General features: G+C 54.9%; 22 protein-coding genes. 16 read left to right on the plus strand and 6 right to left on the minus strand.

Going from position 1 to position 23771, the window contains the following annotated elements:
- The first annotated feature begins 57 nt into the window (after positions 1-57).
- The 4 genes from RBQ93_RS03120 (at position 58) to hldE (ending at position 4306) form a co-directional block, all read left to right on the plus strand.
- Entirely contained in the window at positions 58-1101 is a 1044-nt protein-coding gene (locus RBQ93_RS03120) for a rod shape-determining protein (protein ID WP_320370553.1), read from the plus strand.
- A 102-nt stretch (positions 1102-1203) separates the two neighbouring features.
- Positions 1204-2241: a glycosyltransferase family 2 protein gene (locus RBQ93_RS03125; protein ID WP_320370554.1), complete on the plus strand. Its 1038-nt coding sequence runs from the start codon at positions 1204-1206 to the stop codon at positions 2239-2241.
- Positions 2234-2821 (plus strand): D-sedoheptulose 7-phosphate isomerase, encoded by a 588-nt coding sequence (gmhA, locus tag RBQ93_RS03130; protein ID WP_320370555.1) that lies wholly within the window; start codon positions 2234-2236, stop codon positions 2819-2821. The genes RBQ93_RS03125 and gmhA overlap by 8 nt, the downstream gene beginning before the upstream one ends.
- 3 nt (positions 2822-2824) lie before the next feature.
- A complete protein-coding gene (gene hldE / locus RBQ93_RS03135; protein ID WP_320370556.1) occupies positions 2825-4306 on the plus strand; it encodes a bifunctional D-glycero-beta-D-manno-heptose-7-phosphate kinase/D-glycero-beta-D-manno-heptose 1-phosphate adenylyltransferase HldE in 1482 nt (493 codons plus the stop codon).
- 13 nt (positions 4307-4319) lie between these two features.
- On the opposite strand, the gene RBQ93_RS03140 is transcribed toward hldE, so the two are convergent.
- Positions 4320-5165, minus strand: a complete 846-nt coding sequence (locus RBQ93_RS03140) for a helix-turn-helix domain-containing protein (protein ID WP_320370557.1) — start codon at positions 5163-5165, stop codon at positions 4320-4322.
- Between the two features lie 474 nt (positions 5166-5639).
- Here RBQ93_RS03140 and RBQ93_RS03145 point away from each other — a divergent pair, with 474 nt between their 5' ends.
- The 12 genes from RBQ93_RS03145 to RBQ93_RS03200 all read left to right on the plus strand — a co-directional run bounded on the left by RBQ93_RS03145 (position 5640) and on the right by RBQ93_RS03200 (position 16975).
- The gene (locus tag RBQ93_RS03145; RefSeq protein ID WP_320370558.1) at positions 5640-6197 is read left to right on the plus strand and encodes a type II secretion system protein; all 558 of its coding nucleotides are present in this window, start codon (positions 5640-5642) and stop codon (positions 6195-6197) included.
- Positions 6198-6267: 70 nt separating this feature from the next.
- Entirely contained in the window at positions 6268-6777 is a 510-nt protein-coding gene (locus RBQ93_RS03150; protein ID WP_320370559.1) for a type II secretion system protein, read from the plus strand.
- A 3-nt stretch (positions 6778-6780) separates the two neighbouring features.
- Positions 6781-8367, plus strand: coding sequence for a GspE/PulE family protein (locus RBQ93_RS03155; RefSeq protein WP_320370560.1), 1587 nt, complete (start codon positions 6781-6783; stop codon positions 8365-8367).
- A 2-nt stretch (positions 8368-8369) separates the two neighbouring features.
- A complete protein-coding gene (locus tag RBQ93_RS03160) occupies positions 8370-9533 on the plus strand; it encodes a type II secretion system F family protein (RefSeq protein WP_320370561.1) in 1164 nt (387 codons plus the stop codon).
- Entirely contained in the window at positions 9526-10389 is an 864-nt protein-coding gene (locus RBQ93_RS03165) for a hypothetical protein (RefSeq protein ID WP_320370562.1), read from the plus strand. The genes RBQ93_RS03160 and RBQ93_RS03165 overlap by 8 nt, the downstream gene beginning before the upstream one ends.
- An 88-nt stretch (positions 10390-10477) precedes the next feature.
- Positions 10478-10777 (plus strand): hypothetical protein, encoded by a 300-nt coding sequence (locus tag RBQ93_RS03170; protein ID WP_320370563.1) that lies wholly within the window; start codon positions 10478-10480, stop codon positions 10775-10777.
- Between the two features lie 2 nt (positions 10778-10779).
- Positions 10780-11571 (plus strand): hypothetical protein, encoded by a 792-nt coding sequence (locus RBQ93_RS03175; protein ID WP_320370564.1) that lies wholly within the window; start codon positions 10780-10782, stop codon positions 11569-11571.
- Positions 11572-11591: 20 nt separating this feature from the next.
- Positions 11592-13181 (plus strand): hypothetical protein, encoded by a 1590-nt coding sequence (locus RBQ93_RS03180; protein WP_320370565.1) that lies wholly within the window; start codon positions 11592-11594, stop codon positions 13179-13181.
- A gap of 11 nt (positions 13182-13192) precedes the next feature.
- Entirely contained in the window at positions 13193-14056 is an 864-nt protein-coding gene (locus RBQ93_RS03185; RefSeq protein ID WP_320370566.1) for a hypothetical protein, read from the plus strand.
- A complete protein-coding gene (locus RBQ93_RS03190; RefSeq protein ID WP_320370567.1) occupies positions 14053-15585 on the plus strand; it encodes a hypothetical protein in 1533 nt (510 codons plus the stop codon). The genes RBQ93_RS03185 and RBQ93_RS03190 overlap by 4 nt, the downstream gene beginning before the upstream one ends.
- Before the next feature lie 7 nt (positions 15586-15592).
- Complete coding sequence (locus tag RBQ93_RS03195) at positions 15593-16033, plus strand: lytic transglycosylase domain-containing protein (RefSeq protein WP_320370568.1); 441 nt, start codon at positions 15593-15595, stop codon at positions 16031-16033.
- 24 nt (positions 16034-16057) lie between these two features.
- Positions 16058-16975, plus strand: coding sequence for a diguanylate cyclase (locus RBQ93_RS03200; protein ID WP_320370569.1), 918 nt, complete (start codon positions 16058-16060; stop codon positions 16973-16975).
- Positions 16976-17146: 171 nt separating this feature from the next.
- Here the strand turns inward: RBQ93_RS03200 and RBQ93_RS03205 are convergent, their stop codons facing one another.
- The 5 genes from RBQ93_RS03205 to panB all read right to left on the minus strand — a co-directional run bounded on the left by RBQ93_RS03205 (position 17147) and on the right by panB (position 23608).
- Complete coding sequence (locus RBQ93_RS03205) at positions 17147-18778, minus strand: methyl-accepting chemotaxis protein (protein ID WP_320370570.1); 1632 nt, start codon at positions 18776-18778, stop codon at positions 17147-17149.
- Between the two features lie 158 nt (positions 18779-18936).
- On the minus strand, positions 18937-20196 hold the full coding sequence (locus tag RBQ93_RS03210; RefSeq protein ID WP_320370571.1) for an amidohydrolase family protein: 1260 nt from the start codon (positions 20194-20196) through the stop codon (positions 18937-18939).
- 153 nt (positions 20197-20349) lie between these two features.
- On the minus strand, positions 20350-21960 hold the full coding sequence (gene panP / locus RBQ93_RS03215; RefSeq protein ID WP_320370572.1) for a pyridoxal-dependent aspartate 1-decarboxylase PanP: 1611 nt from the start codon (positions 21958-21960) through the stop codon (positions 20350-20352).
- Positions 21960-22811, minus strand: a complete 852-nt coding sequence (panC, locus tag RBQ93_RS03220; RefSeq protein WP_320370573.1) for a pantoate--beta-alanine ligase — start codon at positions 22809-22811, stop codon at positions 21960-21962. The genes panP and panC overlap by 1 nt, the downstream gene beginning before the upstream one ends.
- Positions 22808-23608, minus strand: coding sequence for a 3-methyl-2-oxobutanoate hydroxymethyltransferase (gene panB, locus RBQ93_RS03225; protein ID WP_320370574.1), 801 nt, complete (start codon positions 23606-23608; stop codon positions 22808-22810). The genes panC and panB overlap by 4 nt, the downstream gene beginning before the upstream one ends.
- Between the last annotated feature and the right edge of the window lie 163 nt (positions 23609-23771).

Consider the following 23771-nt stretch of genomic DNA (forward strand, 5'->3'; position numbering starts at 1 on the left):
TCAAGCAGTCCTTCTGCTAGCGTATCTGGTCCATTTTGCAGCGAAAGGAATGATCCGATGTTCAAGATCTTCGACTCATTATTCGGCATGTTTTCCAACGACCTGGCCGTCGACCTGGGCACCGCCAACACCCTGGTCTACCTGAAGGGCAAGGGGATCGTGGTGCGGGAACCGTCGGTGGTGGCGGTACAGAAACTTCCCACCGGCCAACAGAAGGTGCTCAAGGTAGGGATGGAGGCCAAACAGATGCTGGGCCGTACCCCCGGCTCCATCACCGCCATCCGGCCGATGAAGGACGGCGTGATCGCCGACTTTGACATCACCGAAGAGATGCTGCGCTACTTCATCCACAAGGTGCACAACCGCAAGACGCTGGTACGTCCGAGGGTCGTGATCTGTGTCCCCTCCGGCATCACCCAGGTGGAGAAGCGGGCGGTCAAGGAATCGGCCGAATCGGCCGGCGCCCGCGAGGTCTACCTGATCGAGGAGCCGATGGCAGCCGCCATCGGAGCCGGTCTGCCGATCACCGAGGCCTCCGGCAACATGATCGTCGATATCGGCGGCGGCACCACCGAGGTGGCGGTGATCTCCCTGGCCGGCATCGTCTACTCCCAATCCACCCGGATGGGAGGCGACAAGATGGACGAGGCGATTGTCCAGTACATCAAGCGCAAGTACAACCTGCAGATCGGTGAGCGGATGGCCGAGGCGATCAAGATCGAGATCGGCGAGGCCTACCCCGGCCCCGAGGTACTGACCATGGAGGTCAAGGGCCGCGACCTGGTCTCCGGCATCCCCAAGACTATTGAGATCAACTCCGACGAGATCCGCGATGCCCTCAAGGAGTCGGTCAACGCCATCGTCGATACCGTCCGTCAGTGTCTGGAGCGGACCCCGCCCGAACTGGCGGCCGACATCGTCGACAAAGGCATCTTCCTGGCAGGCGGCGGCGCCTACCTGCGCAACCTGGACATGCTGCTGCGCGAGATCACCAAGGTGCCGGTGCTGATCTCGGAAAATCCGCTGGACTGCGTCGTGCTCGGTTCCGGCAAGGTCCTGGACGAGTTGAACCTGCTGCGCCGCGTGGCGGTCTCCTACTAACGACGCCCACTTCTCCGCAGCCCAGTCAACGCAATAACGATCAGCCTCGGGAGGGGTGGGCACTGCCCACCCCTTCTGTTATACAGAGACAGCCTAACTGCCATGACAACTCCCACTGTTGACATCATCATTCCGGTCTGGAACCAACCTTTCGAGACCCGGGCCTGCCTGGTCTCGATCCTCAACACCGCCGACAGCGCCCGACTGATCATCATCAACAACGGCTGCGACCGCGATACCGAGCTGTTGCTGGAAGAATTCTGCGAGCCGTTGGGCAACCGGGTACTCTACATGACCATGGAGCGCAACATCGGCTTCGTGCCGGCCTTAAACCGTGGCCTGGCCCGTTCTGACGCCGACTGGGCCATGGTGATCCGCTCCAACGGCACCGTCGACGGGGCCTGGTTGCAGCAGCTGCTGAACGTCGCCGCCCATGAGCGGGCCGGCATCGTCAGCCCGCTCTGCACCACCGAAACACCGCTCCCCAAACGGCTGACCAAGGCCTGCTGCAGCCAGCTGGAGACCTGCCAGATATCCTTTGCCGGCATGCTGCTCTCCAGAGCCATGCGTGACAACATCGGCTGCTTTGACGAAGAGCTGGATGGCAGCGCCTGGTGCCTGCGCGACTACCAGCAACGGGCCGCCACCTGCGACTACCGCACCTTTCTGGTGCCGACAGCCCTGGTGCACAGTGCCCCCCCGCTGGTATTCGGCTCCGAAGAACGCCGCAACGAACGGGAACGACTCTCGCAGCTGGCGGTCCTTGAACGCTGGGGAACTTCGCAGCAGTTCGCCGTCTACTTCCCCCAGCAAACCGAGCCTGATCACCTGAAAAGCGCCTTAACGGTCATCCTGGCGGCCGCCCGCCGTGGCCATCGCTTCACCCTGATGTTGCACCACCGCCAGTACCAACAGGCCTCCGAACAGGGTTACCGTTGCCTGCACACCGGCATTGAGCTGATCAGCCTGGCACGCTTCGGCGCCGGGCGTGACCTGCGCAAATGGCTCCAGAAACTCAGCGCCGAGGCACCCGAGCTGTCGATTGTGAAAGGTGTGGACGGCATCCCGGTTCCCGGGTACGATGGGACCCGGCAATTCAGCGTCATTGAAGATCTGCTCAAGGGAGATGCCGATGCATGAACTGATAGTCAACCAGTTACAGGAACACCGCAAACTGATGGTGCAGATCGAAAATGAACTGTCCACCAGCATTGCCAACCTGGCGCAGCGTCTGATCGAGACCTTCCAGATCGGCAACAAGCTGCTGATCATGGGCAACGGCGGCTCGGCGGCCGACGCCCAGCACTTTGCCGGCGAGATCGTCAGCCGGTTCAGGATCGAGCGGCCCGCCTTGCCGGCCATCGCCCTCTCCACCGACACCTCGATCCTGACCGCCATCGGCAACGACTATGGCTTCGAGCGGGTCTTCAGCCGCCAGGTAGAGGCACTGGCAGCGCCGGGTGATGCGGTGATCGGCCTTTCCACCAGCGGCAATTCTCCCAACGTCTACCGGGCCCTCGAAGTGGCCCGTCAGGCCGGCTGCAGCACCATCGGCCTGCTGGGCAAGGACGGCGGCACGATAAAAGAGCTGTGCGACATCCCGCTGATCATCCCCTCCCACGACACCCCCCGGGTGCAGGAGGGGCACATCACCATCATCCATATCCTGTGCGACCTGATTGAGCAGGGCATGTTCGGCCCAGCCAGTCTCGGGAGGTAAGCGATGGACCGCAAGACCGTCGAATCGCTGTTTTCACGGGCCAGCAGCCTGCGTTGTCTGGTGGTGGGCGATCTGATGCTGGATGAGTACCTGTGGGGCAAGACCGAGCGCATCTCTCCCGAAGCGCCGGTGCAGGTGGTGGATGTGCTGCGCGAGGACCTGCGGCTGGGCGGGGCCGGCAACGTGGCCAACAACCTGCTGGCCCTGGGTTGCCAGGTCAGCGTGGCCTCGGTGATCGGCCAGGACGAAAACGGCTGGACTCTGGTCAAAAATCTGAACCAACTGGGCATCATGACCGACGGCATCCTGCAGGAACCGGGACGCCGCACCGGCCGCAAGACGCGGGTACTGGCAGCCAACCAGCAGATCGTCCGCATCGACCGCGAATCCCGCGAACCACTCTCCCCCGCCATCGACAAACAGCTCTGTGACTGGCTGCACCACCAGCTGGCCGGCTTTGACGTCGTGTTGGTCTCCGACTACCTGAAGGGGGTGCTGACCCACCAGGTGCTGCGCACCGTAATGAACACTGCCCAGCAACGCCGGATTCCGGTGCTGGTGGATCCCAAGGGGAACGATTACCGCAAGTATCGTGGCGCCACCTGCCTGACCCCCAACCGCAAGGAGACCGAGGCCGCATCGGGCATACCGATCCGCTGCCAGGCAACCCTGCAGGAGGCAGCCAGCATCCTGATGTCGATGGTGGAACTGGAAAACCTGCTGGTCACCCGCAGCGAGGAAGGGATGACACTGTTCTCGGGCAACGGCGAGACGGTACATATCCCAACCGTGGCCCGGGAGGTGTTTGATGTCACCGGCGCCGGCGACACGGTGCTGGCCCTGCTGGCCTTTGGCGTGGCCGGGGGCCTGAGTCTGGCAGAAGCGGCCCGGCTGGCCAACCTTGCCGCCGGCATTGCCGTGGGCAAGCTGGGTACCTCGGTGGTCACCCCGGCCGAGATCATCGACACACTGGCTGCCACTCACCGCGACAGCGACAGCAAGATCAAAAACCGCGACGCCCTGACTGCCATCATCGAACAGGAACGGGCCAAAGGCCGCCAGGTGGTCTTTACCAACGGCTGTTTCGATCTGCTGCACGCCGGTCATGTCAAATACCTGCAGGCAGCCCGCAGGCTAGGCGATCTGCTGGTGCTGGGCCTCAACAGCGACAGCTCGGTCAGACGCCTGAAAGGACCCAAGCGGCCCCTGATCGGTGAAGAAGAACGGGCTCACATCCTAGCTGCCCTGGACTGCATCGACTATGTCTGCCTGTTCGATGAGGAGACGCCGCTGGAACTGATCTCGGCACTGCGGCCCAAGATTCTGGTAAAAGGCGGCGATTACACACCGGAGGGCGTAGTGGGCAAGGATATTGTCGAGTCCTACGGTGGCCGGGTAGAGTTGATCCCCTTCGTGGACGGCAAATCCACCACCACCATCATCGAAAAGGTACTGGAACGGTATACCACAGCTGAAATTGACTAGTCAGACTGTGAACCTAACGGACCAATCTCCGCACCACTCTGCCCACAATGATCGGGTACGTTGTGTTGTCGTTGGGATCGATAGAATCAGGCGGCGCACACTCATTGTCGTCCCGCACCATCAGTTGCCCCTCCGGACTCCGAAACACCCTTCGAACCATTAACACCCCATCAGGGTACCTCAACACCAGGCACCCGCCAGTTGCGGTGGTCTTGATACTGGTGTCGACGATGATTAGATCGCCATCCTGCACCCATGGCGACATGTTTTCACCAAGCACCTTGATCAGCAGAAAATTCTCAGGCGCAATTCCCAATGAATGATTCAGCCAGTTAAGCCCGGGGGCAAGCACGTCAACGATCTGTGGTGAACTGAATGACGCCAGCACCTCACCTTGCTCATTACGTTGAGTATAGGCCTTGTAAGGCGGGTGAATTCTGGGTTGGCCGCAGGCGGACGGAGTATAGGTATCGCGAGGCTGACTCGCACCTTTGGCATCTAAGCCACAGTACGCTGGCGCACGCTTTGTCCGTGACAGGTCCAAAGCTCCACCCTGCAACAGACCGGGACCAGTCAATATATACTGCAAATCCAACCCCTCCTTGCCACAAATGGCAACTATTTCCTCTGTTGGTATCGTATTGCGGTGCTTCCAGTTATGTATACGCCGCACACCAACCCCCATAACCTCTGCCAACTCAAGATCAGTATCCAATCCCAACTCCTGCTTGATACGACTCAAAACTTCTCGAGTACAAACACCTGCGCCATCGTCAGGCGCCGACAAATTAGCTGGCTCTTGCAGCCTGGCGTTTTCATCCTTGTAAAGCGGCACGATTTTTTCTTTTCTGTTAACCATTCGCAACCCCCGAATTGTACATCAAATTGAGTATTTCAAAACAATTTACATCACACCCTGCAGCACACTGACTTCACAGACACCTTTCGCATGCAAACATTTATATATTGAAAATTATGCATGCAAATATTGCCATAAACATTCGTTATTAAACAATTTTTTCCTGGAAAGCAGAAAAATTAAAAAATTTTAAATTTACGCTTGACACGGTCTCTCTTTTAACCGATAAAGCTGCACGACTTATCAATTTTGAGAATACAACTCACCAATACGGTGAAATAAAAACCACAAATGCAGTTTAACTGTCCATATACTAGCATATTAACCACCTACCATAGCAACGTTTTTAAACAGGCCAATACTGCGTTGCTCGGTCGCTCAGCTCGCTGCATTTGGCAAACGGCTACCCACGCAATATTTTATAAGGTCCTGACAAACAGACCTTGCACACACAAAAAAGGAGATAGTACCGGTATGCGCGCAAACATCAAGATGGGCAGGAAGGCGAAAATGCAGAACCAGAAGGGCTTTACGCTGGTAGAGATGCTAATTGTGTTGGTTTTGATCGGCCTTGCCGTAGCCATGATGGTAGGGATCTTCGGCAACCCCTTTGCCACTGCCAGTATAGACAGCACTGCCACACGGGTGATTGATGACCTGCGCTCAATTGAAGGGGCAGCCCAGTCATACAAGGTGAAAGAGGCAGCAACACCAACAGCGCTTTCCGGCGCGGACACTGCTCTGGTTGAAAAAGGCTATCTGAAGGTTGTGCCCATTGCACCTGCTCCGATTGCAAATACCAACACCTATACCTGGACCACAACCGGCGTGACCGTCTTTGGTTCAACAGGTGCTGATACGGTAGTCACCCTAGGCGGCATTAACGACGATATCTGCAAAGCGATTAACAAGGCAGCCTACGGAGCCGATGCCAATGCTGCAATTCCAACCGCTGTGAGCGGAACAAAAAATATTCAGTGCTACGGGACTGGTGGCACCAATACGGCGATTGTTCCAGTCTTTGTACAGTAGCAGTGCAATGTCACCCTGCCTGTCGGCATTATGTCGGCAGGCAGGGACAATCATCCACAGGGGTAGCGACATGCATAACAGGAACGGTTTTACCATGCTTGAGGTGCTGGTAGTACTGACTATGCTCAGTGCAATCATCGCCACCATGGTGGGCATACTGGGTAACGGCTCCGCCAACCGGCAAGCCGAGAACAATGCCATGAAACTTATGAATGATTTTTCAAGCATCGAAATGGCATTCAACAACTATCGCCAAGAAAAACAAGGGGCTATTCCCGTCAGCCTTGGTGACGCGACTTTTGTCCCGGTCTACCTCTTCCCGCCTAAGGCAGATATCGACAAGGGGTTCACCAACCCGACCAGCGGCACCGACGGATACTTGCTTGGATCAAACAGCAACGGCAACTACATCTGCGCTCAGGCCGGCTACTCTGACACCATCGCCGCCACTGCAGTAGAGCTGCAGAAAAAGGTTCCTGCCATGAAGGTCATTGTGAACAGCGGCTGTCCTTCAACCACGACCGCACTACCTGCAAACGGCACAGTTTCGTTCACCTACTGGATTCTCCGCACCAGCTAGCTCATGCACATTTCTCAGTCTGATACCCATACTCGTATCGGTGATTACCTGCGTAAGCAAGGTTTGATCACCCAGCAAAAACTGGATGTTGCCTTGCAGGAACAGGCAATAACCGGAGAAAAACTGGGTGAAGTCCTGATCAGGTTCGGTTTTTTTGAGCGTAGCCATCTGGTCGAAGCACTTGCTTACCTGAATCCGGAGTCACTGATCGGCGAGACCTCTGTACAGGTAGAGCTACCGCCAGAATTTTTACTGCAGTACCGCTGCATGATTCTGGGAGATACCGGTAATACACTTTATCTGGCCACCCTGCACCCCCACCCCCATGAAGTACTGGAGGCGATCAACAGGCAACTTGATTTCTCAATGCGTCTCAAGTTGGTGCCGATCCGCCACACGATCATCGCCGAACACCTGGTTGCCCTTGAGCATTCCATGAAGTCGGTCCAACGCGGTCAGGACAGTACTGACATCAACAAACAGCTGGCCGACATTATCCATGATGCATTGGAGGAGGGAGCATCGGACATACATCTGGAAGCTTCGGAGAAGACTCTACACATCCGTTACCGGATAGACGGCATCCTGCACACCGTCAAAGTGCTGCCTGAAAGTCTCGTTAACAAGATATTCTCACGGATCAAGGATATGTCCGGCATGAATGTCTCCGACAAAATGGTTCCCCAGGACGGCTCCTTTTCCTTTAACTATCGAGGCCGCAACGTCGACTTTCGAGTATCAACCATCCCGTCAACCTACGGCGAGAAAGCCACCATCCGAATCCTGGACAAGGAAAAGATGATGATAGGTGTTCAGGAGATAGGCATAACGAGCATTGGCGACTGGCTTGATCTGGCACAGCTGACTACAGGTCTGGTATTAGTCTGCGGCGCCACCGGTTCCGGCAAGACCACCACGCTCTACTCCACCGTGCGGCACCTGAATCTGCTGGAAAAGGCGGTTTACTTTGTCGAAGATCCGGTTGAGTACCGAGTACCGTTTGTGACACAAGTACAGGTCAACCGTCGAATTAATCTCGATTTTGCCGCGTTTGGCCGGACCGTTTTACGTCACGATCCCGACGTGGTGATCGTAGGTGAAATCAGAGACGCCGAGACAGCAGAAAATGCCCTTTGGCTGGCTGATACGGGGCATTTAGTGTATGCCACCCTGCACACGAACGACATCCCCTCCACCATTCTGCGCCTGAAAGATCTGGGGGCCGAGATTCCCAAGTTGTCGTACGCCCTGCGGGGAGTGCTGGTACAGAAACTGGCCCGCAAACTTTGCGCCATCTGCGATGGTGACGGTTGTGACGAATGCCGCGGCACTGGCTATCGTGGCAGAACACTGCTAACTGAGTTTGCTCGCCTGAATGAGCCGGGAGACATCTATCGCCTGATTGACCACACAACCGGCAATCCGCTTGAGTATCTTCATTTTATCGATGATGCCCGGCACAAACTTGCAACACGTGTTACCGACTGCGCCGAGATACACCGGGTCCTCGGAATCAGGCTGGGAGGCACCTGGTGTAACCGCTGCCGCCAACAAACCAGCTGTAACAATGCGCTGGAGATCATTGACTAGCTATGCACCAGGTTGTTTATTTTGAAAACGGTATCCGTAGAGAAGCGGAATTCATCGGTTCGTCCGCAGAGATCAGGCAAAGGCTGATCAATGAGGGCAAGGTGGTACTCTCCATCAAAAAACCGCTGACTCTGTTTCAACCCAAGGCAAAACGTAAAGAGCTGGCAGCGGTGCTGGTTGCTGTGGGCGATCTGTTGCAGGCCGGTGTGCCGCTTACGAAAACACTGGAAACAACAATACAGTCGTTGCCCCGCAGCTCTTCTCTGATCACGATTATGAATGCCATCAAGACAGCGGTACAGCAAGGACGTGAACTTTCATCGGCCATGACCGCCTATCACAGTGTCTTCGGAAGCACCACCATCTCCATGATCCAGGCCGGTGAAAAATCAGGGCGACTGGCTGAAAGTCTGCTGGGAGCGGCACAATACATCACCAATATAGACGAGAGTCACAACGAGATGAAAAAGACCCTCTCGTATCCGCTGGTGATATTTGTGGTTTCGGTTATCGCGCTGGTTATCAATACACAGGTGGTCATCCCCAAAATACTCGCTTCCCAACTGTTCAAAACGGCTCTCAAAGGCCAGACCAACATCTTTATCCAGGCACTATCTGCATTGTCGCACATCGTGCCGGTGGTTTTTGCCGTTCTGTTCACTGCTGCGGCAGTTATCGCAGTGCTCTATAAAAGCAGACAACAAGATATGGAAAAGTTGCTTTTAACAGTTCCTCTGATCAAGGAACTGTTCTTTTATCAGGGCTTTTACGTGGCCTTTTTTTCCATGGCCAAGCTGATGGAAACCGGTATTCAGCTGACACCTGCCCTGGAGATCGTTCAGGACACCTCGCGCGTAATTGCTATTCGCACTGAGTTTGACAATGCCCTTAGAAAGATAAAAGAAGGTGAAAGCTTTTCCTATGGCTTTAGCTGCCTGAACCCGATTGAAAAAACCATGCTTGATGTGGCCCAGAACTCGAACCGGGTCACTGAAAACCTGTCATTGGTAGCCGATCGTTTCTATCGCGGGTACATGGAGAAGGTTAAAGCGCTTGGCCCCAGGGTCTATGCCTTTGCCTTGATTTTTGCCGGCGGCATCTTTCTCTTGATGATCATGGGCATCATGATCCCCTACAGCAAACTACTTGGAGGACTGCATGGCTAACGATGCAGCATTTGATACACAGCCCGGCCTAGAGCCGGCCCGGAGACCGGTGGTCAGAAAAAAACGAGATCCGCATCCCTCTGAACCGTCGACGGCTTCAGCGAACATCTCACAACTGGTTTTCAGTGATGAATTCATCATGGATAGTGTGAGGATAGAGCAGAAGGAAATCCTTGCCTATATCAACGGTAAGGCTGCACCGCTCCTGGGTGACGATTTCTACTACAGTTATCACTATGAAAACGGAATTTTAGCGTTCATCGCCCTTAAGAACAAGCAGCATGTGGCTGGAAGGTTGCCGCTTTTCTATCCTGCACTGCTACTGCAGGGCAATTTTGTCTATAAAAAACCGGACGCCGATTACGTTTATTACATCACAAACAAAGATGGGTTTTGTGCGGCGGAAGTGGCCTACGATGAACGTCCCAACCACCTCTCTATCAGCCAAACACCAGTTACCAGCACTCCGGCCACCGTTAAGCTCACTTGGTCGCTTGCCAGAAAAAATTGGTACCTGAACGCAGCGCTGGTGACGGTATTTTGCTTAGCGGCACTTTTTTTGGCTGTTTCTGCAAAGGAATATGATGCGGCTCGCCAACAGCAACAGCAGATTGCCTCACAGCTACAACCGGTGATTCCGAGGGGGCTACCTTCGTTTATCAATACGGTAGCCGACCTGGGTAAGAAGGTGGAGGGCAAAGGCTTCATAGAGCGGGTGGCGCTGGCCAATGATCAGCTCTCTTGTACCATCAAATTCAAGCAGGATGCTGATGCACAAGTTTTCTTAAGGACTATCGGAGGAAATTATGAAGGCGATAAGGTTGTATATACTACCGCTCTTTCTGCTGCTCGTTAGTCTGGCACTGCTCATAAAAGGTGTCAAGGTACGTCAGGACGCCCAGAAGGCATGGAAAGATGTCGTTAACAGCCAAGTGCAGCAACAAATGAATGCCTTGGTTCCGCCTGATGACGCCCGGATGTTGAGCCTGCGCAATCTTACCCTGGCTATCGGGAGGCAGTACAACCTACCGCTTGAAGTCTCTCTCAAGGGCAGCACACTGTCTGCAAAACCTGATCTTGCGAGAATCAGGGCGGAGCAGGTGCTTGCCAGCGACAGTAACATCTATGGCTTTCTGAACACGTTGTCGTCGTTACCCTACCGGATGGAGTATGAGACACTCTGTATCGGAACCGGCTGCGGACCGGAAGGGCTTACCCTGACTGTTACCATGAAGGGTGTATAGAGATGGCCCACGAAAAGGACCATGTGATGACGGTGCGTATCGGCTGTTACAGTCTGAATAACAACAAGGGCATTGCGCTTTTGAGCCTGATGGCCCTGACGGCGATGATTCCGGCAATCATCCTGCTGCTGCTGTCAATGAATACCAGCCAGGCACAACATGCCCGATACTTCAATTCAGCAGATACTGTACTGAAGATGAAAGAGATCAAGCAGCACCTGATGAATCAGTCACTGGATATCGATGCTGACGGTTTTTTTGAACCACCGGCAGCAGACGAAAACAATCATCTGAAAACCAACGTCCCCTACAACACCAAAGATCCTTGGGGCAATGATTTTATTTATTGCACCTGGGACCTGGGGGCCTTAAACGGCAGCGACAGCAACTATTCTACCAATCATGCACCCCCGCCCGGCAACGCGGCACTGAGCGGACGACTGGTTTCATTTGGCGCTGACCGTATTTTTAATGGTGCGACAGGCACTCACTGTACCGCGTCATCCTCAACAGGTGACGATATCTTCATCGAGTTTACTCAAGGTGAAATAGGTCAGGTACCAGGCTGGCGGCGTGAGGTGGCCAACAACATTACCGATACGAATAAAATCAAGTTGATTACACAGAAAGACACGGTGGTGGTTGGCGAATCAGCGGCTACTCCGCCCAGCAGCCCAACAGTGAAAATGGAAGTCCAGGGCGGTGTCCTGAAGGCCACCGATGGCCTGGTAATTCAGACCACAACCGTTGACCCGCAAAATCCGATCAACGGTCAGATCTGGCTGCTGCAATAAGAGGAGGTATCCACACAACCATGCAACTGACCCGCGCCAGCATCACCATGTTGCTACTGTTTTGCCTTTTTTTATCGGCTACCGCTCATGCCGAAGGGCCTTACTGGAAAGGACTACCTCCAGGACAGCCTGCCTGGCAACACTGGTCGCCGTCATACCCCATTCCGGTGACGGCTACAGCAGCCTACCCGGAAACCGCGCAGCTGACCCTGCAGGAGACTACTGCCACGACACCAGCTTTTCTGTATTCACTGCATCAGGTTAAACCGTCACAATCTTCTACAGATCGGGGAATCCTGCTGCAAAAGAGGGACTGGAAAACCGGCAGCCTGGTAGCGTCATTTGGCACCTCGGGCACGCTTAGACAAACAGAGTCCGGCAAGAAATATTTGGCAAAGGCCCTGCATCTTGGTGGAGACGGCTATCTGTATGTTCTTTGCTATGATGACGGCGCCAAGACATACCTGCTGCAAAAGCGTGACCCACAGACCGGAGGGCTGGTAACAGGTTTTGGCAGCGATGGCATTGTCAGCCTGGGTAACATCGAATACCAGAAGTTGCTTCCCCTTCAGGGCACTGGTGGGCTGCTGGTAATAACAAAGGAAACAGCATCCAGCCTCCTGAGCAAAACTGCACGTTATATCGGAACATTATATGCCTACAGCAACGGCGCCAAAGGCATACATTACGAGATTACTGAAGAAACCCAGAGTCTCGTCGGCATCCTTAAAGACACCTATTTCGCTGATGCATTTCTTTTTGAAGGCCACCTCTATACCGCTATCAACATCAGAAACTATTCCGTCTTTCCGACTGGATTTGATCAAAAATACCGTATTGTGAAAACTGATGTCGTAAGCGGCCTGAAACGATGGGAACATACCTATACCAACACGCTTTTCAGTAAAGAGCAGGCAATGTCTCTTGCCGTTGATAACAGCGGCATCTATATGGCTGGCTCCAACACCAGCGGCCTCTTCATGCTTAATGTTACGGAAAATTTCGTCAGAAAATATGACTTGATGGGTAGCCCGGTGAGCACATGGGGACAAACTGGCGAGGTAAATATTCCCTTTTTTAAAATGTTTTTTGACACTATTGAAAATCTGACTCTGCGAGTTACGGGCAACACACTGTACCTCCTGAATAACGGCACTTCCAGCTATTCATTTTTCTTTATCCCACTAACAAAGAGCAGTGCAGCTACGCTGTCTCGAATCAACAAAACTACCGGCATGCCGGATAGCAGTTTTGCCGACAACGGTCTGGCCAAAATTGCTAAAGGCAAGTTTTCGTACTTTATTTTAGATAAGTGGGGAAGTGTGGGCATCATCGGTTCAGATGCGTCCTATACTGGCGACTACATGTCAAAATTAGGCCTGACACCGATACCATACGGTCCCTTGGTCGATAGTGGTATCCGCCACAAAACAGCCGCCGGAATTGTCGGCATCGCTGCTGAACCACCAGGTCTTTCGTCATCACCGTTACGTATCCGTAAAAATGGACAAACTTACAGCCTGCCCCTGGTTGAAAAGAATGATCCGAATGCAGCCGGCATTATGATTGAGACCCCGCTTGGCACCAAATCTATGACCAAATTCAACTGACCGGAGTAAGCATGTTTACCAGGACAGCCGTGGTGTGCCTGAATACAGTCTTGTTGACAGCTTGGACAGCAGCTGCCAGCCCTTTTATTGAAGGCAATACACCCCAGAAGAATGAACCGAAGCCGACAGTATCCGTTTCGCGTCCGCAATTACCGACAATACCGTTGCCACCCCTCCCTTCGCTATCGTCTGATGGCTCCTTGATGCCACTGAAGAAGCGTTGGGAATATACCGGCACCATCGACAACCGGATTATCGTAACTGACACCTATACCGGCGATATCTTGTCTATGGCTGCAGGGGAACGTCTCCCAGGCGGTTGTTTGGCTACTTTAGAAGGTATTTACTGTGGCAAAGACGCTGCTGAAAAAAAACGGACACTACGGAGCGAGCAGCGCACGGTCGATCCGGCCCAACGTCTGGACGAACTAATTTTTTCGGCCCAGAACATAGCCAGCAAATGTTCTCAGCTTGATGACACGCTTAAATCTGAACTTTTGCGAACCACTCTTGTTTTACAAGAACGTGACAACAAATTGTCTCAGGCTAGCCAGGAACTCGAAACCCAGAAAAAGATACTGGAACAGCTGACAACTGAGAGAGACGGCTTACAGGAACAACTACAGTCGATACGGAATGAAAACGTCAAGTTCAAGGAAGACAGTGCTTTTCTGCTGACTACCATTGCACTCTTAAAACAGCAAAAGGGAACGCCGTACAATTTGCCGGGAGCCGAAGGAAGAATTTTCAAGGGCAATAACGGTAACACCACCATTCTGCTGAACCTTAAAGAGACCGCCGGTGAGACTGAGCCTGATACTCCCACAGATTCTGCTGTGCCTGATGCCGAAATGATAGACCGGAGGGATAAATGATACGGATCAGAACTATTCTCTATGTATTACTCGTCAGTGCGCTGATGTTGAGCGGCTGTTCTTCCATCAAGAAAATTCGTGAGGATGACTTACCAAGTCATCAAGAGTTGGTCAAAAAAGCTGAAGGCATGTTTCCTGAAGAGCCTTCTATTGTCAGACTGTCGATACCAAAGAATGCATTTGAAGTAAAAGAAGCAAAGGCGGTGGCTAATGACCGTTTTGTGTCGATCAGTATGCATAACGTAGAGATCCGTGACTTTATGAAGGCGCTGGCATCCAGCACCGGCTTGAATATCGTCTATGACATGCCGGACAGAAATGCCATATCGCATACCCCTATTGCGCTACAGCAGGGACAGCAGGGGCAACCAGCAACTCTGTCTGGAACGTCACGCCCCAGAATGATTTCAGTCTCATTTAACGGAAAGCTGTCTGATCTTTTTAAAACCATCTCAGATTCGACCGGCTACTTTTTCTCCTTTGAGAACGGAGCAGTTGTCATGAAGGAACGCCAGACCTTCAGCGTCTTGGTCCCGAACTATCCCGATCTCCTGAAGGCGATCGAGTCCAACATGACCAAATTGGGAGCTGTCGGGGTCGGTTATGACGACCTATCCTCCTCCATGTCGTTCAGCGCGGATTACAGTGAGTATCAACGGATAAAAGAATATTTAAATAATCTGAAAGACAACGTATCACTGGTTACCATGCGAATAATGCTTATGAGCGTCAGGCTGACGAACGGAAAAAGCCTGGGGATCGACTGGTCGCAGATGGCGGTAGGATGGCAGTCTCAAAACATCCAGAATCTAGGCTTTAAAAAATTGGCTCAACTGGATGACAATACGGCCTCAACCGGAACCACCACCGGTACAACCAACACGAGCACCCCTCCCACTAATCTATTTCAAGAAGGGGCCGGGGCCCTGTTCAGTTCGACAGGTGCCAACCTGTTCATGGAATCGTCCCGCTTCTCGCTCTCAGCTCTATTCAACTTTATGGAAAATTTCGGCAAATACAATGTAATGCAGAATGTTTTTGTTGAAACCATGAGTGGCAAAAAAGGCAAGATCGAGATAGTGACAGAATCTCCCTATATTTCTGAAATTGGTATTTCTTCCTTGTCAAGCACTAGCGGTGCAACCGCTGCAACGGCCAAGACCGCAACTGCAAAGGCCGGCGTTACAATGAATTTCACACCTTATTACAACAAGAAACAACAAATGTTGACGCTGAATCTCAAGGTAGACGTGGAAGGAGTCAACCGTTATCTGACTATCTCAGCGGGATCTCAGTTGGGCAGCTTTCAACAGCCGGAAACGACAAAAAAATCGGTGGAGACTTTTCTGCGGATGAAGCCCCAACAGGTGGCGGTAATAGGTGGACTGGTCTACGAAATGAATGATGATAACGTCAATGGACTACCGACGGATACCTACCTGACCAAAAACGTGACTGGCAAAAAAGAAAAAGAAGAGTTGGTGATTGTGGTTAAACCGACCATCATCGAATTTGTTCCTGAAGGATAAGCACAGTATGGCTGTCTGGAAGTCAACCACCATCTTGATTGGTACCATAGCGATCTGCTTGCGACCTACCTGCGGTCACAGCTTCTGTTTTGAAGAGGCAGCAAGACAGTACAATCTGCCACCGGTACTCTTGATGAGTATCGCGCGCCACGAGAGCAATCTGCAACCCGATGCCGTCAACAGGAATTCGAACAGCAGTTATGATTTTGGTGTCATGCAGATCAACTCCAGCTGGGCAAAACGATTGGGGTCTGAGCTATGGTCACAACTGGGCGACCCCTGCACAAATATCAAAGTTGGAGCCTGGATACTGCGACAGTGCATCGACCAATACGGCTACAACTGGAAGGCGGTTGGTTGCTACAACAGTAGAACACCGGGTAAAAATGAAGTGTACGCTCGGCGAATAGCGGCACAATTAACACGGCTTGCGAAGAACCAAAGATGAAACTTGCAAAAAAGGAAACTTGCGGTGAATGCGCTGATCATTGACGACAATCGGGAGATGCGGCGCAAAATCACGACTGACCTGCAGCAACTCCCTTTCTTTGAACGTATCACGGAGGCTGCTGATGGAATGGAGGGCATCAAACAGCTTTCAGATGCTCCTCCCGATTTGATCCTGTGCGACATCGAGATGCCGCATATGGACGGCCTCAGATTCCTGCAAATAGTCCGTTCAAAACCGGAGACAATGCATGTTCCTGTGCTGTTTCTTACCGGCAAAAGCAACCGAGATATGAAGTTAAAAGGGCTGACAGAAGGAGCCCATGATTTCATACAGATTCCCTATGACCCTCAAGAATTGTTTGCCCGCGCCAAGTTGCATGCAGCGTATAAACGGAAACAGGACATGCTGCTCAAACAGAATGCGGAGCTGGAACAACTAACCAACAAGGACTGTCTGACTGGCGCTTTTAATCGACGTTATCTCTATCACATCCTCAATACTGAAGTAAGCAGAACAGCTCGTACCCACGGGGTAATGTCGGTACTGATGCTTGATATCGATCATTTCAAGCAGATCAATGACAGCTGCGGACATCAGACAGGTGATTTGGTTCTTAAGCAGCTGACTACAAAAGCCGTAGACTGCCTGCGGAGCTACGATTTCTTTTTCCGCTACGGTGGTGAAGAGTTTGTGGTGGTGCTGCCCAACACCGGCAAACGTGAAGCGTATAAGACAGCCCAGCGGCTGTGCTACGAAATGCGAACCATGCGTTTCGCCCGAGCAGACATTGACCTGAAGGTGACCGTCAGCATCGGCGTTGCCGAATACCTTGGTGGTGCTAGCGACTCTGCTGAAGAGCTACTCTCCCGTGCAGATCAAGCACTATATGAAGCAAAATCAAACGGTAGGAATCAAGTATCCTGCTACTGTGACGCATAATAGATAGGGATAGTATCGAATCCTACGGTTGCCGGGTAGAACTGATCCCTTGCATGTACGGCAGCGAAGCAGCATAAAAATGGGGAGGCGCCGGTTACGGCTGCCTCCCCATCCTCTAGCCAAGCGGAAACGATCCACACCTCCCCGCTTCAGCACACCTTATCTACAAGATTACGCTAGTTTAAACTGGGACATCAACCGCTTCAGTTCCTCACCCAGACTGGAAAGCGAACTGGCGGCAGAGGATGTATCCTGGGCCCCTTTGGCAGTCCCCTCAATGACTTCTGAAATCTTGTGGATATTACTGGTGATCTCGCTGGTGGTGGCGGTCTGCTCTTCAGCAGCGGTGGCGATCTGACTAACCTGCATGGTCACCGCGTTCACCTGCTCCAGGATCTCCTGCAGTGCGGACTCCAGCTGCGCAGCTTCAGCCGCGCCCTTTTCCGTGCCCCGCACCCCTTCTTCCATGGAGATGATCGCCGTGCGGGTCTCCTGCTGAATGGTCCGGATCATGTCGCTGATCTCTTTGGTGGCCCGGGTGGTGCGCTCGGCCAGGGCACGGACTTCATCGGCCACCACAGCAAAACCTCGTCCCATCTCACCGGCCCGGGCTGCTTCGATGGCGGCGTTCAAGGCCAACAGGTTGGTCTGGTCGGCGATATCCTCGATGGTAGAAACAATGGCGCCGATCTGGTCAGAGCGCTCACCCAGCGAGGCAATGGCCTGGGCGTTTTCCCGGGTCCGCTCGCCCCGGTCACGGATGCCGTTGATGGTACGCGTCACCACCTCAAAACCTTTCTGGGTGGTGGCTGCCGCTTCCTGTGCACTCTCGGCTGCAGCATGGCAGTTCTGTGCGATATCGTTGCTGGTGGCCGCCATCTCTTCGCTGGCCGTGGCAACGGTGGAGGCCTGCACCGCCACCTCTTCAGAACTGGTGGCCATCTGTTCGGCGGTACTGTTCAGCTGATAGGTGGCCGAAGCCAGGGTGCTGGTGGTGCCGTTCACACTGGACAGGGTTCGGCTCAGCTTTTCGATAAACTCGTTCAACCAGTGGGCAGCCTCGGCAAACTCATCCTTGCCGCGCACCTCAAGACGATGGGTAAGATCGCCCTCGCCAGCGGCGATATCCTTCAGACGATGCACCATTTCGCCCATCGGGCGCTGCATAATTTTCCAAAACACCAGCAGCAGCAGGTTCACCAAGACCACGGTCAGAATCAGGGCCGTGGTGGTCATGGCAAAGGTCCGCTCAGTGAAACTGTTGAGGGCCTTCTGTTCGGCCTGCATATCGGTTTTGAGCTGTTTCTGGATGGCGATGATCTGCCCCTTGATCACACGCCAGCGGGGGGTTTCCTCTTTATTCAGCATGGCAACTGCGCCCGGCTGGTCACCAGACCTTGCCAACTCAATGATCTGTTCCTTGATGGCGCCGTTTTCCTGCCAGAGTGTCGGAATGCCTTTGAGCTTAGCGATGTATTCGGGCAGGCTCTGGGCCAGTGCCATCGATTGCTTGTGCAGTTCAAGCACATCAGCATTGGCCTTCTTGTAATTGGCCAACGCCTTCTCATCGGTGGGGTTGAAGATCACGTTGCGGATGGCCTGTTCCGATTGTATCCCCTGGGTATGCATCTCGCTCACTGTCAGTGCTAAAGCCTGAAAGGTTCCGCTGTAGCGATCAAAACGCCGCTCGGTGCCTTTCATGCCACTGTATGAGACCAGCATGGTCGCCACCAGCAGCAGACTGGCCACTGCCCCAAAGATTGAAAACTTCCAGAACAGTTTGATGTTGTTAAAAAACGTCATAGAACACCTCCAGGCCGGTTTTAAAGCAGTTAAAGGTAGTAGTTGCCAAGAGACAGCAACACCAGTTATTCGATAGTTTCACAGGGACAACGAACTACTTTTTACCACAGAAACCCTACTATTCAAGTTGACATTAGTCAAAATTATTCAGGTAATCCCTAAACGGCTACCGATCTGCCGCCGGCCAACACCTCTGCAGGCCTGCCGGACCGTAACAACAACTCCGCCAGGTTGCTGCCCAGGCCTTGAACCTGACCGGCAAGCGTCACCACCTGCAGGTCAGCCCGCTTGCCCTCCTCCAACGTGCCGACGGTGGCCGACAGCCCCAGCCCGGCAGCCCCGCCGCTGGTGGCCAGCTGCAGTAATTCATCAGGCGTCAATGCACCTGCGTAGGCATCCAGGGCAAAACGGAGTTCATCCCATAGTGATAACGAATCATTGCTGGCCAGCGAGTCGGTGCCGATACAGAGCGGTATCCCCAGCTTCTTGAAGAGCTGCACCGGCGCTCGTCCAACGGCCAGCCGTTCGTTGCTGCGGGGGCAGAGGCAGATGGTCACGCCGCGTGCTTTCAGCAGCTGCGCATCGGCCGGGGTCAGCTGCACACAGTGCACTGCCAGGGTGGTAGTCCCGAGCAGACCGCCGGCATCAAGGAACCGGGCCGGTGTGGTGCGACGGGGAGGCGGCAGGTAGCCCTGCCAACCCACCAGCGGGTACAACTCTTCTGCCAGGGCTCCTGTGGAATCAAACAGCAGCCGGTCTTCATCAGCCGACTCAGCCAGATGCACTGACAACGGCAGGCCGCGCTGACGACTTGCCGCTGCGATCCCCGGCAACAGATCAGACGCCAGGGTATAGGGGGCATGGGGTGAAAGCCCGGCCAGACGTGGACCATGTATCGCCTGGGCAGCCTCCAACGCCGCATGCAGGCGCGGCTCAAAAACGGCCGGCTCCTGCCCGATCAGCTCCAGGTACACACGCCCGGCCAATGGAGATCCGCCAAAACCTGCCAGCAGATCCGGGCTGCTCACGATATCGCCGACACAGGTGGTGCCAGCCCGCAGACAGGCAGCGCCACCGGCCTTAAGCGAATCAATGGTTTCGTCCGGCTTGACACCCCGACGAACCTTGACCAGTTGCACAATCCAGTCCACAAAGCGATGGGGATGATAGTCCAGGCCGCCCCGCAGCCGCCAGGCAGGAAAGTGGGTCAACTCCAGGTGGCTATGAGCATTGACGAAACCCGGCATGATCACGCAATCCGGGAAGTCGGACCGGGTCGGTCCAAAGCGCATCACCAGTTCGGTGGCGGGCCCAACCGCCAGGATGCGACCATCCTGCACGGCAACGGCGCCGCCGGCAATCGGCGGTCGTCCAGGGTTATACAACCAGGAGGCGGTATAGAGTGTTATCTCGCTCATAGTTTCAGCATACCATGCTTTGCTGATGATAAAAGCTCAGACGGACCATTGCCGGAAATAAGTTGCCTAAAAGCATCGGGAACAAAGCATAAAACAGCAACGGGTGGGAAACCATGGCCCCCCGCCCGCTGTCATATTGAATGGCTACTGGTGTCAGATCTGCCGCAACAACTCTTCAATCTCTGGCTGCCGAACAATCTCGCACTGTTCCTGCAGCACCGCCTGCAGAATCTGGTCGGTGGTGAGCGGGTTGGCCAAGACACTGCGCAGCACGGTGATTTCACCGTTATAGCCGGCGGTACGCAGGCGGGTACGGGAGACAAAGGTCTTGCCTGCCTCACGCTGATATTTTTGGAGCAGCTGGCAGACCTGATCAAGAAGGGCGTTGATCCTGGCCTGCTCTTCGGGAACAGCCTGGGCCAAAGACCGTTGAACAGCCTGTGGGCAGTAACGGTAGGTCAGGATGTTCAGCTCCGGCTCGCTGGTCAGTTCGAAATCGGGGTGCTGCCGGATCATCGCGGCAAAGTTGCGGGCCCGTTCAATACCCAGATCAATCAGCAGTTCGTAGCCCTTGCGGCCGATGATCGAGAGCCCGGCATGTACCAACAACGCCTTTCCCGGTCGGGAGCCTTCCAGGGTGTGGCTACCGAGATCCTTGGAACCGTGACGCAGGATATAGGCGGCGTGGTGCTCAATGGCCGCCACGGCGGTCGGATCCTTAAAGATCACCATCCCGGCCCCCATCGGCACGTACAACTGCTTGTGGGCATCAATGGTAACCGAATCGGCCCGTTCGATGCCGGCCAAAAGTCCGCGGTTGCGCTCGGAGAACAGGGTTGGCCCACCCCAGGCGGCATCCACATGGAAGTGGCACCCCAGTTCGGCAGCGATGTCGGCCAGCGCCTCCAGGGGATCGATATTGCCGGTCTCGGTGGTACCGGCAATGCCCACCAGGGCCAGGGGACGGATATTCTGCTCCTGCAGCCGCCGCACTTCCTGCCGCAACGCTGCCAGGTCGATCCGGTTGTGCAGGTCGGTGGCCACCTTTACCAGCTGATCACGACCGATGCCTAACAGGTCGGCTGCCTTGCCCAGGGAGTAGTGACCGCGTTCGGAGACCAACACCGCCACACCATCAAGCCCACGATGCCGCAATGACCGCGCCAGCCCTTCCCGGGCTATGCCGTGAAACTCGCCATCCGGCTGAAAAAGGCGGTTACGTGCCACCCAGAGGGCGGTGATGTTGGCAATGGTGCCGCCGGAGCAGAAGGCCCCCAGGGCGGCCTGGCTGTTGTGAATCCAATCCGGGTAAAAATCCTCGGGACAACGGTAGATCAGGTGGTGCAGCATGGCCAGCACCTGCCGCTCCATCGGCGTGAAGGCCTTGGAGGTTTCTACCTTGACCAGGTTCTGGTTTAGGGCGGTCATCAGGCGCGACAGGGGCAGCATGAAGTAGGGGAAGGCCGAGGTCATGTGGCCCACGAAACCGGGGGCGGCGGTGTGCACCGACTGGGCCACCAGATTGTTTTGCACAAACTCGGTGTAGTCGGAGACGTAGGTTGGTTCTTCGGGAATGGAGCAGTCGGAAAAGCTGGCCTCGATCTCTTCCAGAGGCCGCTCGGTGGCAACGATATGATTCTGCAGAAAGCCGGCCACGTCGTCGGTTATCGCCTTATCGATGGCGCCAAGGGTCGTATCGGGCTCTTCCGGTACCGTAAAGATCCGGTAGAGGGTTTCCAGGGTGGCGCGGGCCTTGTTCGGCATCAGACATCATCTCCGAGAACCGTATTGTCAATCAGCCGGGTAGTGCCGATCCTGACCGCCAGCGCAAACAGGGTGCCGGCATCTGCCTGTGCCACCGGTTGCAGGGTGCGGCCGTCCCGTAGTTCCAGGTAGTCAATCTCGGCTTCCGCAACTGCCTCAATCTCGCGTCGTGCCTCGGCCAACAAACGTTCAACAGAGGTCTCACCGCTGCCGAATACCTGCCTGACCCGCTGCACAGCCCGATACAGGCACAACGCTTGCTGCCGCTGCGGTGGCGTGAGGTAGCTGTTGCGGGAGGACATGGCCAGACCGTCCGCTTCGCGCACGATCGGCATCCCCACCACCTCAACCGCCAGATTCAGGTCGGCGGTCATCTGACGGATCACCGCCAATTGTTGAAAATCCTTGGTGCCGAACAGGGCCAGGTCGGGCTGCACGATGCCGAACAGTTTGGTCACCACCACCGCCACCCCGTTGAAATGGCCGGGCCGGCTGGCGCCGCACAGCGGCTCGGTCAGCGGCCCCAGGCTGACCGTGGTCTGGAAACCGGGCGGGTACATACCGCCCGCGGTGGGAGCGAAGACGACATCTACGCCGCACTGCTCCGCCAGGGCACAATCCCCTTCCAGGTTGCGGGGGTAGCGTTCCAGGTCCTCATGGGGGCCGAACTGCGTAGGGTTCACAAAGATCGACAGCACCAGCAGATCCCCCCGTCTGCGGCCTTCCCGCAAAAGCGAGGCATGCCCCTCGTGCAGGAAACCCATGGTGGGCACAAAGGCGATCCGCCTGCCCTGCCGCTTCTGCTCCAAGGCACATTGCTGCATCTCCTGCACGTCACTGATCAGTTTCATGAGAACGAATGCTCCTCAGTCGGAAAAAGCCCCTCTTTCACCTCCGACACATACTGTCGTGACGCCTCAGTGATAACCGGCCCCAGATCGGCATAGCGTTTGACAAACTTGGGGGAATATTTCTCGCACAACCCCAGAATATCGTGGATCACCAGCACCTGGCCATCACAGGCCGGTCCGGCGCCGATACCAATGGTTGGTATCGCCAGCTGTTCGGTGATGCGGGCCGCCAGCTTGGAGGGAATACCCTCCAGCACCACAGCAAAGGCCCCGGCCGCCTGCACTGCCAGAGCATCCTCGATGATCCGCTCGGCCTGATCCTTACGGCCCTGCACCCGGTAACCCCCCATGCGATGCACCGATTGAGGTGTCAGCCCCACATGAGCCATGACCGGGATATCCATCTCGGTTACGGCCCGGATAATGGCCACCATATTGGTGCCCCCCTCGATCTTGACCGCCTCGGCACCCCCCTCCTGCAGCATGCGGCCACAGTTTTTAAGGGCTTCAACCTCACCGCACTGGCAGGCCATGAACGGCATGTCGGCCACCACCAGCGCCTTGGGCCTGGCCCGCGTCACTGCCTTCACATGGTAGAGCATCTCATCCATGGTGACCGGCAGGGTGTTTTCATGACCGCTGAACACCACGCCAGCCGAATCACCCACTAAAATGGCGTCCACTCCGCCCTCATCCACCAGGCGAGCCGTCGGGTAGTCATAGGCAGTCAGCACCGTCACCTTGCGGCCTTCCTGCTTCATCTGCATAATTTCGGGAATGGTCATCTTTTTGCGCATAGCGTACTCCTGCCAGCCAACAAAAAAGGCGCACCGAGGGACGGTGCGCCGTATACGTGGCGATCGGTGGAACCGATGCGGGCTTTCTTCCGTCCGTCCCGGTCCAGCCAGCTGCTCAAATCCAGGCGGTATGTCCTGTGTCTGTACTGCCGTGCGGATCAAC

The sequence above is a fragment of the Trichlorobacter sp. genome, assembly GCF_034008105.1.
Taxonomy (GTDB): domain Bacteria; phylum Desulfobacterota; class Desulfuromonadia; order Geobacterales; family Pseudopelobacteraceae; genus Trichlorobacter.

Excerpts from the sequence above, each read along its gene's own strand:
- panC (WP_320370573.1), bottom strand. The coding sequence starts at position 22,811 with ATGAAACTGATCAGTGACGTGCAGGAGATGCAGCAATGTGCCTTGGAG.
- RBQ93_RS03150 (WP_320370559.1), top strand. The coding sequence starts at position 6,268 with ATGCATAACAGGAACGGTTTTACCATGCTTGAGGTGCTGGTAGTACTG.
- RBQ93_RS03175 (WP_320370564.1), top strand. The coding sequence starts at position 10,780 with ATGGCCCACGAAAAGGACCATGTGATGACGGTGCGTATCGGCTGTTAC.
- RBQ93_RS03210 (WP_320370571.1), bottom strand. The coding sequence starts at position 20,196 with ATGAGCGAGATAACACTCTATACCGCCTCCTGGTTGTATAACCCTGGA.
- RBQ93_RS03195 (WP_320370568.1), top strand. The coding sequence starts at position 15,593 with ATGGCTGTCTGGAAGTCAACCACCATCTTGATTGGTACCATAGCGATC.
- panB (WP_320370574.1), bottom strand. The coding sequence starts at position 23,608 with ATGCGCAAAAAGATGACCATTCCCGAAATTATGCAGATGAAGCAGGAA.
- RBQ93_RS03185 (WP_320370566.1), top strand. The coding sequence starts at position 13,193 with ATGTTTACCAGGACAGCCGTGGTGTGCCTGAATACAGTCTTGTTGACA.
- RBQ93_RS03145 (WP_320370558.1), top strand. The coding sequence starts at position 5,640 with ATGCGCGCAAACATCAAGATGGGCAGGAAGGCGAAAATGCAGAACCAG.
- RBQ93_RS03125 (WP_320370554.1), top strand. The coding sequence starts at position 1,204 with ATGACAACTCCCACTGTTGACATCATCATTCCGGTCTGGAACCAACCT.
- RBQ93_RS03170 (WP_320370563.1), top strand. The coding sequence starts at position 10,478 with ATGAATGCCTTGGTTCCGCCTGATGACGCCCGGATGTTGAGCCTGCGC.
- RBQ93_RS03140 (WP_320370557.1), bottom strand. The coding sequence starts at position 5,165 with ATGGTTAACAGAAAAGAAAAAATCGTGCCGCTTTACAAGGATGAAAAC.
- RBQ93_RS03190 (WP_320370567.1), top strand. The coding sequence starts at position 14,053 with ATGATACGGATCAGAACTATTCTCTATGTATTACTCGTCAGTGCGCTG.
- RBQ93_RS03155 (WP_320370560.1), top strand. The coding sequence starts at position 6,781 with ATGCACATTTCTCAGTCTGATACCCATACTCGTATCGGTGATTACCTG.
- RBQ93_RS03180 (WP_320370565.1), top strand. The coding sequence starts at position 11,592 with ATGCAACTGACCCGCGCCAGCATCACCATGTTGCTACTGTTTTGCCTT.
- gmhA (WP_320370555.1), top strand. The coding sequence starts at position 2,234 with ATGCATGAACTGATAGTCAACCAGTTACAGGAACACCGCAAACTGATG.
- RBQ93_RS03205 (WP_320370570.1), bottom strand. The coding sequence starts at position 18,778 with ATGACGTTTTTTAACAACATCAAACTGTTCTGGAAGTTTTCAATCTTT.
- RBQ93_RS03120 (WP_320370553.1), top strand. The coding sequence starts at position 58 with ATGTTCAAGATCTTCGACTCATTATTCGGCATGTTTTCCAACGACCTG.
- panP (WP_320370572.1), bottom strand. The coding sequence starts at position 21,960 with ATGCCGAACAAGGCCCGCGCCACCCTGGAAACCCTCTACCGGATCTTT.
- hldE (WP_320370556.1), top strand. The coding sequence starts at position 2,825 with ATGGACCGCAAGACCGTCGAATCGCTGTTTTCACGGGCCAGCAGCCTG.
- RBQ93_RS03165 (WP_320370562.1), top strand. The coding sequence starts at position 9,526 with ATGGCTAACGATGCAGCATTTGATACACAGCCCGGCCTAGAGCCGGCC.
- RBQ93_RS03160 (WP_320370561.1), top strand. The coding sequence starts at position 8,370 with ATGCACCAGGTTGTTTATTTTGAAAACGGTATCCGTAGAGAAGCGGAA.